11 protein-coding genes and 2 pseudogenes are annotated in these 12,220 nt (G+C 60.0%); 6 read left to right on the plus strand and 7 right to left on the minus strand.

What is annotated here, in order from left to right:
- Nucleotides 1-252: 252 nt before the first annotated feature.
- Nucleotides 253-852 (minus strand): helix-turn-helix domain-containing protein, encoded by a 600-nt coding sequence (locus RHM58_RS20555; protein WP_201256820.1) that lies wholly within the window; start codon nt 850-852, stop codon nt 253-255.
- 282 nt (nt 853-1,134) lie between these two features.
- On the opposite strand from RHM58_RS20555, the gene glnT reads away from it, so the two are divergent.
- The 5 genes from glnT (at nt 1,135) to RHM58_RS20580 (ending at nt 6,441) form a co-directional block, all read left to right on the plus strand.
- Nucleotides 1,135-2,469, plus strand: coding sequence for a type III glutamate--ammonia ligase (gene glnT, locus RHM58_RS20560; protein WP_322268022.1), 1,335 nt, complete (start codon nt 1,135-1,137; stop codon nt 2,467-2,469).
- A 72-nt stretch (nt 2,470-2,541) separates the two neighbouring features.
- Complete coding sequence (locus RHM58_RS20565; RefSeq protein WP_201255213.1) at nt 2,542-3,447, plus strand: class II glutamine amidotransferase; 906 nt, start codon at nt 2,542-2,544, stop codon at nt 3,445-3,447.
- A gap of 11 nt (nt 3,448-3,458) precedes the next feature.
- The gene (locus RHM58_RS20570) at nt 3,459-4,142 is read left to right on the plus strand and encodes a protein glxC (protein WP_322268023.1); all 684 of its coding nucleotides are present in this window, start codon (nt 3,459-3,461) and stop codon (nt 4,140-4,142) included.
- Nucleotides 4,143-4,162: 20 nt separating this feature from the next.
- On the plus strand, nt 4,163-5,503 hold the full coding sequence (locus RHM58_RS20575) for an FMN-binding glutamate synthase family protein (protein WP_201255215.1): 1,341 nt from the start codon (nt 4,163-4,165) through the stop codon (nt 5,501-5,503).
- 290 nt (nt 5,504-5,793) lie between these two features.
- Complete coding sequence (locus RHM58_RS20580; RefSeq protein WP_322268024.1) at nt 5,794-6,441, plus strand: ammonium transporter; 648 nt, start codon at nt 5,794-5,796, stop codon at nt 6,439-6,441.
- Nucleotides 6,442-6,494: 53 nt separating this feature from the next.
- Here the strand turns inward: RHM58_RS20580 and RHM58_RS20585 are convergent.
- Nucleotides 6,495-7,402 (minus strand): annotated as a pseudogene (locus tag RHM58_RS20585) (bifunctional 5,10-methylenetetrahydrofolate dehydrogenase/5,10-methenyltetrahydrofolate cyclohydrolase).
- Between the two features lie 511 nt (nt 7,403-7,913).
- Here RHM58_RS20585 and RHM58_RS20590 point away from each other — a divergent pair.
- Nucleotides 7,914-8,276, plus strand: a complete 363-nt coding sequence (locus RHM58_RS20590; RefSeq protein ID WP_201255218.1) for a DUF6124 family protein — start codon at nt 7,914-7,916, stop codon at nt 8,274-8,276.
- A gap of 124 nt (nt 8,277-8,400) precedes the next feature.
- On the opposite strand, the gene RHM58_RS20595 is transcribed toward RHM58_RS20590, so the two are convergent.
- The 5 genes and pseudogenes from RHM58_RS20595 to RHM58_RS20615 all read right to left on the minus strand — a co-directional run bounded on the left by RHM58_RS20595 (nt 8,401) and on the right by RHM58_RS20615 (nt 12,220).
- A complete protein-coding gene (locus RHM58_RS20595) occupies nt 8,401-9,444 on the minus strand; it encodes an LLM class flavin-dependent oxidoreductase (RefSeq protein WP_201255219.1) in 1,044 nt (347 codons plus the stop codon).
- Nucleotides 9,445-9,480: 36 nt separating this feature from the next.
- Nucleotides 9,481-9,965: pseudogene (locus tag RHM58_RS20600) on the minus strand (flavin reductase family protein).
- A gap of 269 nt (nt 9,966-10,234) precedes the next feature.
- On the minus strand, nt 10,235-10,882 hold the full coding sequence (locus tag RHM58_RS20605) for an ABC transporter ATP-binding protein (RefSeq protein WP_322268025.1): 648 nt from the start codon (nt 10,880-10,882) through the stop codon (nt 10,235-10,237).
- The gene (locus RHM58_RS20610) at nt 10,827-11,393 is read right to left on the minus strand and encodes an ATP-binding cassette domain-containing protein (protein WP_322268026.1); all 567 of its coding nucleotides are present in this window, start codon (nt 11,391-11,393) and stop codon (nt 10,827-10,829) included. Before RHM58_RS20610 ends, RHM58_RS20605 begins: the two co-directional genes overlap by 56 nt.
- Before the next feature lie 17 nt (nt 11,394-11,410).
- Nucleotides 11,411-12,220, minus strand: coding sequence for an ABC transporter permease (locus tag RHM58_RS20615; RefSeq protein ID WP_201203005.1), 810 nt, complete (start codon nt 12,218-12,220; stop codon nt 11,411-11,413).

Raw genomic sequence — 12,220 nt, forward strand, 5'->3', positions numbered from 1 at the left:
GCAGTGGGCAACCCGGCATGGATGCCGGGTTAGCCGCCCCCGGCCATGGATGGCCGATGGCGGCGGGCCCACGGAGCAGGACCGGAGCGAGGGCATGCCGAGCCTGGGCGAGGCACCGAACGAAAGGGGCAGAAGCGCTTTGGTTACTTTCGCGCTTTTCGAAAGTGACCCGCTGTAAGAGCGGAACCAATAGCCGCCGCTACCGAAGAAATGGATATGTACTCAAAAAAGAGCTCACCAGGAGTTTCAAACTCACTCCTTATCGTTGCCATAATTCATGATCGACAACAGCCGAATCGGCACCAGCACCAATTCCTCCGGCCCATGGGGAATTTCCCCTTCAAAGGTCAGGCTGTCCCCAGCCTCCATGCGATACAACTGATTGCCGTGGCGATAAATCAACTCGCCTTCGAGCAAGTGCAAGAACTCGGTGCCAGGGTGGGAGAAGGTCGGAAACTCCTCGCTCGCGTCATCCATGCTCACCATGTACGCCTCGAAACTCTTCTTCGGCCCACGGGTGTGGTTGAGCAAGTGGTAGGTATGGCCTTTCTCGGTCCCACGGCGCACCACTTCCATCCCTTGGTCAGCCTTGACCAGCAGTGCGCTGCCACCTTGCTGGTCGTATTCGCTGAACAACTTCGAGAGTGGCAAACCCAGCACGTCGCACAGACGGCTCAGGGTATCGAGGCTGGTGGAGACCTGGGCGTTCTCGATCTTGCTCAACATGCCTTGGCTGATGTCCGCAATCTTGGCCACGTCGGACAGTTTCAAATCCTGGGCCTGGCGCTGACGCTTGATCTGCATTCCCAGGTATTGCTCAAGCTTGAGGCGCGGGGCGGTTTCGGTGGGCATAGTCATCAGGTCCTGCACGGTTTCCGTTCAGTAATATTAGTTTTGCACTGAGAAAGTGCAAAGCGCGAGTCTTGGCTCGCCGGTTGTCGGCGGTATTCCCACCGAGAAAAGAACTTTCCCATATATACAGCACAAAAGCGCCTTTTACGGCGCCTCGACGTTTCGCTCGCGAATCTGGCAAGGGCTTTGCATTCCTATTGGGAAACTAACTTTCTTTTTAGGAATAAAAAGAACTTAAGGCCTACCCACAATTGTTTTGCCTTTCGCGAGGAGTGACGAGCAATGTTGCCAGCAGAAACCCAGCGCATCATCGACAAGCACGGGATCAAGTACGTGCTTGCGCAGTTTGTCGATATTCACGGTGCGGCCAAAACCAAGTCGGTGCCGATCTGTGGTCTCAAGGCCGTCGCCGAAGAGGGGGCGGGTTTCGCCGGCTTCGCGATCAGCGGCATGGGCATGGAGCCCCACGGCCCGGACTTCATGGCCCGTGGTGACTTGTCGACCCTGACACCGGTGCCTTGGCAGCCGGGTTATGGCCGGGTGGTGTGCATCGGCCATGTCGATGGCAAACCGCATCCTTATGACAGTCGTTATGTGCTGCAACAGCAGGTGCGGCGCCTGGAGGAAAAGGGCTGGACCCTCAACACCGGCCTGGAGCCCGAATTCAACCTGATGCGCCGCGACGAAAGCGGCAAGCTGCAACTGGTCGACATCAGCGACAACCTCGACAAGCCTTGCTACGACTACAAGGGCCTGTCCCGTTCCCGAGTGTTCCTCGAACGCCTGACCGAAGCCTTGCAGCAAGTCGATTTCGAGATCTATCAAATCGATCACGAAGACGCCAACGGTCAGTTCGAGATCAACTACACCTACAGCGACGCCATGACCTCGGCGGACCGCTTCACCTTCTTCCGTATGGCCGCCGGCGAGATCGCCAATGACCTGGGCATGATCTGTTCGTTCATGCCCAAGCCCGACCCGAAACGCGCCGGCAACGGTATGCACTTTCACCTGTCGATCAGCAGCGCCGAGAACAAAAACCTGTTCCATGATGCCAGCGACCCGAGCGGCATGGGCCTGTCGAAAATGGCCTATCACTTCGCTGCCGGACTGCTCGCCCATGGCCCGGCGCTCTGTGCCTTCGCGGCGCCCACGGTCAACTCCTACAAGCGTCTGGTGGTGGGCAATTCATTGTCCGGCGCGACCTGGGCGCCAGCCTTTATCGCCTTCGGCGCCAACAACCGTTCAGCCATGGTGCGGGTGCCTTACGGGCGCCTGGAATTTCGTCTGCCGGACGCTGGTTGCAATCCCTATCTGGTCAGCGCCGCAATCATCGCCGCCGGTTTGGACGGCATCGACCGGCAGCTGGAAATCGACACCGTTTGCAACGAAAACCTCTACAGCCTGAGCCTCGAACAGATCGCCGCGCGGGGCATCAAGACCCTGCCGCAATCACTCAAGGAAGCCTGCGATGCGCTGGAAGCCGACCCGCTGTTCGCCGAGGTGCTGGGCCCGCAGATTGTGGGCGAGTTCATCAAGCTCAAGCGCATGGAGTGGGTGGAATACAGCCGTCACGTCTCCGATTGGGAGATCCAGCGCTACACCGAATTTTTCTGACTTTTTGCATAGACAACCATTCGGGCACCCGGCACGGCGTCGAGTGTTCACTGCCTCCGAAGGAGACTTGATATGTGTGGAATCGTAGGTCTTTATCTGAAAAATCCGCAGCTGGAATCCCAGCTCGGCAAGCTCTTCGAACCGATGTTGCAGGCCATGACCGATCGTGGCCCGGACAGTGCCGGCTTCGCCATTTACGGCGATGAAGTGGCGGACGGCTGGGTCAAGCTGACCCTGCAGGCGACCACCGAAGGCTTCGACTGGAAAGCCCTGATGGGCGAACTGGAAGGGCGCCTCGGCTGTTCGCTGGACTGGTTCCAGAACGCCAGCGCCGCTGTGCTGAAGATCCATGCCGAAGAGGCACCGGTGCGTCTGGCCCTCGCCGAGCTGGCGCCGAGCATCCGCATCATGAGCGCCGGCCAGAGCATCGAAATTCTCAAGGGCATGGGCTTGCCGCAGGAAATTTCCCAACGCTTCGGCCTCGCCGGTATGAAGGGCAGCCACATCATCGGCCACACCCGCATGGCCACCGAAAGCGCGGTGACCATGGAAGGCAGCCACCCGTTTTCCACCGGCGCCGACCTGTGTCTGGTGCACAACGGCTCGCTGTCCAATCACTTCCGGCTGCGTCAGGAACTCAAGCGCGAAGGCATTCATTTCGAAACCGACAACGACACTGAAGTCGCCGCCGGTTACCTGACCTGGCGCCTGCAGCAGGGCGACTCGCTGAAAGAAGCGCTGGATCATTCGCTGGAAGAACTGGACGGTTTTTTCACCTTCGCCATCGGCACCCGCAACGGTTTTGCGGTGATCCGCGACCCGATCGCCTGCAAGCCAGCGATCCTCGCCGAGACCGACGATTACGTCGCCATGGCCTCCGAATACCAGGCGCTGTCGAGCCTGCCGGGGATCGAACACGCCAGGGTCTGGGAGCCGGCACCGGCCACTATGTACATCTGGGAACGCGAGTCAGCTTAAGGAGCGCACACATGAAAACCATCGATCTTTCCACGGCCAGCGTGCGCGACCTCAATCAGGCACTGCACGACCAGGCCAAAAACGTCACCGACCACGAGTGGCTGGTGACCCATGCCAACGGCAAGCACAACCTTGCGGTCGGGGTGAACCAAGCCGTGTCCATCGATATCCAGGGCCACGCCGGTTACTACTGCGCTGGCATGAATCAACAGGCCTCGATCACCGTCCACGGCAACGTCGGCGTCGGTTGCGCCGAGAACATGATGTCTGGCTACGTGCGGGTCAAGGGCAGCGCGTCCCAAGCGGCCGGGGCCACGGCCCATGGCGGCTTGCTGGTGATTGAAGGCGACGCCGGTGCGCGGTGCGGGATTTCCATGAAGGGCATCGACATTGTGGTCGGCGGCAGCATCGGTCACATGAGTTGCTTCATGGGCCAGGCTGGTCGGCTGGTGGTCTGCGGCGACGCCGGCGATGCGCTGGGCGATTCGCTGTACGAAACCCACATCTACGTGAAAGGCAGCGTTGAGTCCCTGGGCTCGGACTGCGTCGAGAAAGAGATGCGCGCCGAGCACCTGCAAGAGCTGCAAGAACTGCTCAATCGCGCCGGTTTCGAACACCAGGCGGCTGACTTCAAGCGCTACGGTTCGGCCCGCCAGTTGTACAACTTCAAAGTCGATAACGCGTCCGCGTACTGATCCGCGCGAGGAGAACAGATATGAGCGACCCAATTAGCCAAAAAGCCCCTCCCGTGCTGCGCGAGTCGGCCACCTTCGACCGCCTGACCATCCAGGAAATCCAGCGTGCCGCCGAGACCGGCATCTACGACATTCGCGGCGGCGGCACCAAGCGCAAGCTGCCGCATTTCGATGACTTGCTGCTGCTCGGCGCCAGCGTTTCGCGCTACCCGCTGGAAGGCTATCGGGAGAAGTGCGGTACCGATGTGATCCTCGGCAACCGCTTCGCCAAGAAGCCGATTCACCTGAAGATCCCGGTGACCATCGCCGGCATGAGTTTCGGTGCCTTGTCGGCCAATGCCAAGGAGGCCTTGGGCCGTGGCGCGACCATCGCCGGCACCAGCACCACCACCGGTGACGGCGGCATGACCCCGGAAGAACGCGGCCAGTCTCAGCACTTGGTCTATCAATACCTGCCGTCCCGATACGGCATGAACCCGGACGATTTGCGCAAGGCTGATGCCATCGAAATCGTCCTCGGTCAGGGCGCTAAACCCGGTGGTGGCGGTATGTTGCTGGGCATGAAAGTCACCGAGCGGGTGGCCGGCATGCGTACCTTGCCGATCGGTGTCGACCAGCGCAGTGCCTGCCGTCACCCGGACTGGACCGGGCCGGATGACCTGGCGATCAAGATTGCCGAGCTGCGGGAAATCACCGACTGGGAAAAACCGATCTACGTGAAAATCGGCGCCAGCCGGCCGTATTACGACGTCAAGTTGGCGGTGAAGGCCGGCGCCGATGTGATCGTGCTCGACGGCATGCAGGGAGGTACTGCAGCGACTCAGGAAGTGTTTATCGAACACGTCGGGATTCCGATCCTGTCGGCCATTCCCCAGGCAGTACAGGCGCTGCAAGAGATGGGCATGCATCGCAAGGTTCAGCTGATTGTTTCGGGCGGTATTCGCAACGGTGCCGACGTGGCCAAGGCCATGGCGCTGGGGGCGGATGCAGTGGCCATCGGTACGGCGGCGCTGATTGCCTTGGGCGACAACCATCCACGGCTGGACGAGGAGTTGAAGAAAATCGGCTCGGCCGCCGGTTTCTACGACGACTGGCAGAACGGTCGCGATCCGGCCGGGATTACCACGCAGGATCCGGAGCTGTCCAAACGTCTGGACCCGGTGGAAGGCGGTCGGCGTCTGGCCAACTATTTGCGGGTGCTGGTGCTGGAAGCCCAGACCATGGCCCGGGCTTGTGGCAAGTCGCACCTGCATAACCTTGATCCTGAGGATTTGGTGGCGTTGACGGTGGAATCGGCAGCCATGGCCCGAGTGCCGCTGGCGGGGACCAACTGGGTTCCCGGTTCCGGCACTGGCTACTGAGGCTGAATGAAAAACTTGTGGTGAGGGGGCTTGCCCCGTTGGATCGCGTAGCGGTCCTGAATCCGGCAACCGCGGTCCTTCAGACAGACTTCGTTCGCCGTTCTGCGACCGCTTCGCGGCCGAACGGGGGCAAGCCCCCTCGCCACAACAGCTCGCTCGCCACAGTTATAGGCGCGTCTGAAAGACCGCAGCATGTTTATTTGATCATCAAGAGGCCTCTAAAGAGGCCCGCGCTCATTCACTTCGCTCACTGCCAGACACTTCCCATTTCTTTTGCAGGAGCTTTGAACATGGTCAATCGTCTTCTCGGCAAATCCCTTCTGGTCTTACTGGCGGCCAGCGCACTCGCACCGCTGGCACAAGCGGCCGATGCGCCCACGTTGAACACGGGCAGCACCGCCTGGATGATCACCGCGGCGGTGTTGGTGTTGTTCATGTGTTTGCCGGGCCTCGCGTTGTTTTACGGCGGTCTGGTGCGGGCGAAAAACATGTTGTCGCTGTTTACCCAGTGCTTCGGCGTCGCCGGTCTGGTCGGCATCACGCCAGCGTGCGCGTATGTCGGCGTCGGTGGGGCGCTGGCCATCGGCCTGTTGTGCGGGGTGTTCTGCTACTTGAGCGTCACCGTGCTGAAACGTCGCTTCGGCTATGACGACAGCCTCGACGTGTTCGGCTTGCACGGCATCGGTGGGATGATTGGCGCGGTATTGACCGGGGTGCTCTGCGTGCCATCGATGGGCGGATTGGTCGAAGGCGTGACCATGGGCGCTCAGGTCGTGGCGCAAATCAAGGGCGTGGTGCTGACGACGGTTTACTGCTTCGCCATCAGTTGGGTCATTCTCAAGGTGATCAACGCTGTGATCGGCTTGCGCGCCGATGAGTCGGTGGAGGAGATGGGGCTGGATCTGGCGGAGCACAACGAGCGTGCCTACAACCATTAATCATTGCTGTTGATCAACACGGCCCACCTTCGAGTGGGCCGTTTTCGTTGGGCTCAGCGCAACGCGGCGACGCGCTGCAACTGGCTGGCGATCAGGGTGTTTTTCAGCAGATAGGCAATCGTCATCGGGCCGACGCCCCCGGTACCGGCGTGATCGCGCTGGCGACGGTGCGGGCGCTGGCGTAGTCGACGTCGCCCACCAGATGGCTGCCGGATTCGTCAGAGATGCGATTGATCCCGACATCGATCACCACAGCCCCGGGCTTGAGCCAACTGGCGTTGATCAAATGAGGACGACCCACCGCCGCAACAACAATATCCGCCAGTCGACACAGCGCCGGCGCATCGACGCTGCGCGAATGCACCACGCTAACCGAGCAGTGGGCCTGCAACAACAAGGTTGCCATCGGTTTGCCGACGATATTCGACCGACCGATCACCACCGCGTGCAAGCCGCTGATATCACCGCACGTCTCTTGTAGCAGGCGCATGCAGCCGCTGGGCGTGCACGGCGTCAGCACTTCCATGCCTTGCACCAGGCCGCCAACGTTTTCGCGATGAAAACCGTCGACGTCCTTGATCGGGTCGATGGCATGGATCACTGCCGCCTCGTCGATATGCCCCGGCAATGGCAGTTGCACCAGAATGCCGTTCACCGTGACGTCGGCGTTCAATTGGGCAATCAGTTCCAGCACTTGCGCCTGGCTGGCGTCGTCCGGCAGACGGTATTCAAGGGAGCGAATCCCGACCTCCTTGGCCCGCAGCAGTTTATTGCGCACATACACATGACTGGCCGGGTCGTCGCCGACCAGCAGGACCGCTAATGCGGGATAAATTTGCTGTTCGGCCAGGGCCAGAACCTCTTCCCGGACTTCATTGAGAACCAGGGCAGAGATGGCTTTACCGTCGATATCCCGGGCCAGTGTTGGGGTACTGCTGATCAAATGCGTCACCGTCGTCATTGAAAGAGCAGGGCGCAGGTTACCAGTCGATGGCTGCTGACTACCACCCGCAGAGGATGGACAGGATGTCGCGGGCGAGATGCGGTCTGTCAAACACCGCAAAACAACTGTGGGAGCGGGCTTGCTCGCGAAGGCGTCAGATCCGGCACCGCTTAAACATGTTTAACGACGGCCGTTTAAAGACACTCGCCGTTACGTCCCAAAGGCTACGACGCCTTGCGCCGTTACCTACGCGTAAGACAGAATCCGCCGGCTTGTGCGTCTTTGGGGTGGGCTATATCGTTTCCCGGTCACTGAAAAACAGTGATCGGGTTTGGTAGCCCATTCATGAGATCTGCATAGCATCACCATTCGCGGCGTCTTTCGTCTCGGCATTATGGTGGTCATGCGCAGGGCACCTTCGGGTGCGCCGGTTTCTCATGTCCGGTCTACCAACCTGCGTATGGCCGCCACCCTTCGTTTGGTAGCGAGGTTGGTTGGCTCCTTTATTGACTACATGAGAGATCTATCTATGTTCAAAGTCACACCGAATCCCCCAACTCTTGATCCAGTACCCTTCGACGCCTCTCTTGACCCCAAGAAACTGAAAGAGGCGGCCGACCGCGCGCTCAATTTCTACCTAAACCCCGGGGCGCCGAAAGAGCCGATACCGCCCCGCAAGCCCGGCATCATCTTCCTTATCGACCCCACGGTGGATGACGAAACGCTGCTGGTCCAAGCCTGCGAATCGTTGGGTTCGGCAAGCGACATGGCGAGTGAGATCGCCAGCTTAATGGACGGCCCACAGCGCAATAAGATGCTGTTGCTGCAACAGGCGATCATGTTGAGTGGGTTAGTGGTCAATCGCGTACTGGATAACCATAAACCTGGGTAGTCGCCAGGCATTGTAGGAGCGAAGCTTGCTCGCGAAGACGGCGGCATAGTCAAAAACTATGTCGCCTGATACACCGCTTTCGCGAGCAAGCCCGCTCCCACATTAAATCGCTGATGTCTTGGGATCAGCGAAACGCCGGCACCACTTGTTTGATAAACAGCTCCAGCGATTTTTTCTTCTCGGCATGGGGCAAGCTGTTATCGCACCAGAAGCTGAACTCGTCGACCCCCAGTTCCTGGTAATACTTGATGCGCGGAATGATTTCTTCGGCGGTGCCGATCATCGCTGTCTTGTGCAGGCTCTCCAGTTCGAACTCAGGGCGAGCGGCGAATTTCTCTTCCGGGCTTGGTGCCAGGAAACCGTTGACCGGCACTTCCTTGTTGCCGAACCAGGCGTCGAAGGTGCGATAGAACTTCGAGATCGCCTTGGCCCCGACTTTCCAGCCTTCAGGATCATCCGCCGCGTGTACGTGGGTGTGGCGCAGCACCATCAGTTGCGGGCGTGGCACGTCTGGATTGTTGTCCAGCGCAGCCTGGAATTTGTTCTTCAGGTCGAGAACTTCTTCGTCGCCTTTCATCAGCGGCGTGACCATGACGTTGCAGCCGTTGGCCACCGCGAAGTTGTGCGAGTCCGGGTCGCGGGCGGCGATCCACATTGGCGGGTTGGGCTTCTGGATGGGCTTGGGCACGCTGGTCGAAGTGGGAAATTTCCAGATATCGCCATCGTGGGCGTAATCACCTTGCCACAGGGCGCGAATCACCGGGACCATCTCCCGCAGCGCCTGGCCACCGGACGAAGCAGGCATGCCGCCGGCCATACGATCAAATTCAACCTGGTAAGCGCCGCGGGCCAGGCCGACTTCCATGCGGCCGTTGCTGATCACGTCCAGCAGCGCGCATTCGCCAGCGACCCGGATCGGGTGCCAGAACGGCGCGATGATGGTGCCAGCGCCGAGGTGAATGGTGGTGGTCTTGGCGGCCAGGTAGGCCAGCAGCGGCATCGGGCTCGGCGAGATGGTGTATTCCATGGCGTGGTGTTCGCCGATCCAGACCGTGCTGAAGCCACCGGCCTCGGCCATCAGGGTCAGTTCGGTCAAGTCTTCGAACAACTGACGATGGCTGATGCTGTCGTCCCACCGTTCCATGTGCACGAACAGGGAAAATTTCATGACGCTTACCTCGGATTTTTATTTTTGACGGTCGGTTCAAGCCAGGACGGGCAGGGCGCCCATTTTGCCGTGGCAGTAAACCAGTGGGCCGGTGGTGCGTTGCGGCACAATCAGGTTCTTCACCGCGCCAACCATAATCGCGTGATCGCCACCTTCGTATTCGCGCCACAACTCGCATTCGATAATCGCCGTGGCATTACTCAGCAGCGGGTTGCCCAGTTCACTCAAGGTCCACTCGATGCCTTGCGCCTTGTCCTTGCCTTTACGGGCAAAGGCATAGGCTTCGTTTTGCTGGCCACCGGAAAGCACATGGATGGCAAAGCGTTTGTTCTTGATCAGGATCGGATAGGAATCGGAACTGTAGTTGGGGCAGAACAACACCAGGGCCGGGTCCATGGACAGCGAGCTGAACGCGCTGGCGGTGAGGCCGACGATCTGCCCGTCGTCATCCAGCGTGTGATCACAGTCACGCCGGACGGGAACGAACCCATGACTTGTTTGTAGATGGCGGCATCGATCATTGGACGGTCCTCGGACGGTGTACGACGGATTATTATGCTTGTTGGTCTGATGGTATACCGTAATACATCGTTTGCAAGGGCTTTTTGAAGTGAGGCGATAGGCGTAACGTCAGTCAGATAAGCGATAGAAACAGCGATGAATAACCTGTGGCGAGCTTGCTCCCGCTGGGCTGCGAAGCGGCCCCCGCTCTATCTAAAAAGAAGGGGACTGCTGCGCAGTCCAACGGGAGCAAGCTCCCTCGCCACAGTTTCTAACCGGCGCTTGCAGGTCAATGGGCGCCAGCAGCCTTGTTCAAATCGCTTTCGGCCCATTGCGTATAAACGCAGGCATCCGCAGTCGCCCAGCGCACTCGCACCGGATCGCCGGCCTTGAGCGGCATGCCCGCGGCGGACAACGCCTTCACAGTCATCGAGGTCCCGCCCGAGGTCACCACGCTGCACGTCTGGCTCTCACCGAGAAACAGCACTTCCACAACCTTGGCCGACACTTCGTTCCAGCCGGCGGCCAACGGTTCCTGAGTGGCTTGTTCGACGCTCAGTGCCAGGGCTTTTTCCGGGCGGACCATCAGCAGCACATCCTGATCGGTATGCAGGCCGGCAGTCAGGCGAATCGATAGTGACTGACCTTCAAAACTGGCTGCCGCATTGCCCTGGGCCTTGAGCTTGAGGAAGTTCGAGTTGCCGAGGAACGAGGCGACAAACGCATTCGGCGGGTTCTGGTACAGGTCGTAGCCGCTGCCCAAACCGACGATTTTGCCGTGGCTGAAAATCGCAATGCGCTGGGACAGGCGCATGGCTTCTTCCTGATCGTGGGTCACGTAGACGATGGTGATGCCGAGGCGCCGATGCAGCTGACGCAGCTCATCTTGCAGATCCTCGCGCAGCTTTTTGTCCAGTGCGCCGAGGGGTTCGTCCATCAGCAGGATGCGCGGTTCGTACACCAGCGCCCGAGCGATCGCCGACGCGCTGTTGCTGGCCGCCGGAGAGTTGGCGAAGGGCGGCGATGGGCGAACTGTTCCAGTTGCACCAGTTTGAGCATCGCATCGACCCGACGCTCGCGCTCGGCGCTGGCCAATTTGCGAATCGCCAGCGGGAACGCGATGTTGTCGCGCACCGACAGGTGCGGGAACAGGTCGAATAGCGCTGGAACACCATGCCGATATCACGCTTGTGCGGCGGCACGTTGACCAGCGATTGGCCGCTGACCAGGATCTCGCCGCTGCTCGGTGTTTCGAAGCCGGCGAGCATCGACAGGGTGGTGCTTTTGCCGGAGCCGCTGGAGCCGAGGAAGGTCAGGAATTCACCGTCCTGGATGTCCAGCGAGATGTTGTCCACGGCGGCAAAGTCGCCGTAGTGCTTGTTCAGGTTGCGCAGGCTGACCAGGGTCTTGTTGTTCTGCTGCGCAGGGTCTTTGATCACGGCACTCATTACTTACTCCTGGGCGCTCAGGCGCTGATTGCATTGCGCCGGCGCAGGGCGGCGGCGATCACCATGACCAGTACCGACAGGCCGATCAGCAGCGTCGAGGCGACGGCGATCACGGGTGTCAGGTCCTGACGCAGGGTGGTCCACATTTTTACCGGAAGGGTTTGCAGGGTCGGGCTGGCCATCATCACGCTCAGCACCACCTCGTCCCACGACACCAGGAAGGCGAACAGCGCACCGGCGACCATGCCCGGACGGATCGCCGGAAAGGTCACCTTGAACACCGCTTGCAAGCGCGACGCACCGCAGATCACCGCTGCATCCTCGATCGACTGATCGAACAGCTTCAGCGAGTTGATGATCGAGATGATGGTGAACGGCAGAGCAACAATCACGTGGCTGACGACGAAGGCAAACATCGTCCCGGTGTAACCGAGTTTGAGAAACAACGCGTACACCGCCACCGCGATGATCACCAGCGGCACGATCATCGGCAGGGTGAACAAACCGTAGAGCATTTCCCTGCCAGGGAAGCGGCCGCGCACCAGGGCGAAAGCGGTCGGCAGGCCGAGGGCCACGGAGAAAATAGTGGTCAGCACCGCGACCTTGAGGCTGGCGAACGCAGCGTTCATCCAGTCGGCGTTAGAGAAAAACTGGCCGTACCATTTCAGCGTCCAGCCCGGCGGTGGGAACACCAGCCACTGGGAGGAACCGAACGACAGCAGCACGATGAACACAATCGGCAATAGCAGGAACAGCGCGATCAGGCCGGTGGTGAAATACAGGCCGAACCGCATGCGCCGGCTCATGGCATTGGGGGTCAGGAGCAT

It is taken from the genome of Pseudomonas sp. 10S4 (genome assembly GCF_034344865.1).
Taxonomy (GTDB): Bacteria; Pseudomonadota; Gammaproteobacteria; order Pseudomonadales; family Pseudomonadaceae; genus Aquipseudomonas.

Bases quoted from the DNA above. Each gene is read 5' to 3' on its own strand.
- RHM58_RS20555 (WP_201256820.1), bottom strand. From the start codon at position 852: ATGCCCACCGAAACCGCCCCGCGCCTCAAGCTTGAGCAATACCTGGGA.
- glnT (WP_322268022.1), top strand. From the start codon at position 1,135: ATGTTGCCAGCAGAAACCCAGCGCATCATCGACAAGCACGGGATCAAG.
- RHM58_RS20565 (WP_201255213.1), top strand. From the start codon at position 2,542: ATGTGTGGAATCGTAGGTCTTTATCTGAAAAATCCGCAGCTGGAATCC.
- RHM58_RS20570 (WP_322268023.1), top strand. From the start codon at position 3,459: ATGAAAACCATCGATCTTTCCACGGCCAGCGTGCGCGACCTCAATCAG.
- RHM58_RS20575 (WP_201255215.1), top strand. From the start codon at position 4,163: ATGAGCGACCCAATTAGCCAAAAAGCCCCTCCCGTGCTGCGCGAGTCG.
- RHM58_RS20580 (WP_322268024.1), top strand. From the start codon at position 5,794: ATGGTCAATCGTCTTCTCGGCAAATCCCTTCTGGTCTTACTGGCGGCC.
- RHM58_RS20590 (WP_201255218.1), top strand. From the start codon at position 7,914: ATGTTCAAAGTCACACCGAATCCCCCAACTCTTGATCCAGTACCCTTC.
- RHM58_RS20595 (WP_201255219.1), bottom strand. From the start codon at position 9,444: ATGAAATTTTCCCTGTTCGTGCACATGGAACGGTGGGACGACAGCATC.
- RHM58_RS20605 (WP_322268025.1), bottom strand. From the start codon at position 10,882: ATGGACGAACCCCTCGGCGCACTGGACAAAAAGCTGCGCGAGGATCTG.
- RHM58_RS20610 (WP_322268026.1), bottom strand. From the start codon at position 11,393: ATGAGTGCCGTGATCAAAGACCCTGCGCAGCAGAACAACAAGACCCTG.
- RHM58_RS20615 (WP_201203005.1), bottom strand. From the start codon at position 12,220: ATGCTCCTGACCCCCAATGCCATGAGCCGGCGCATGCGGTTCGGCCTG.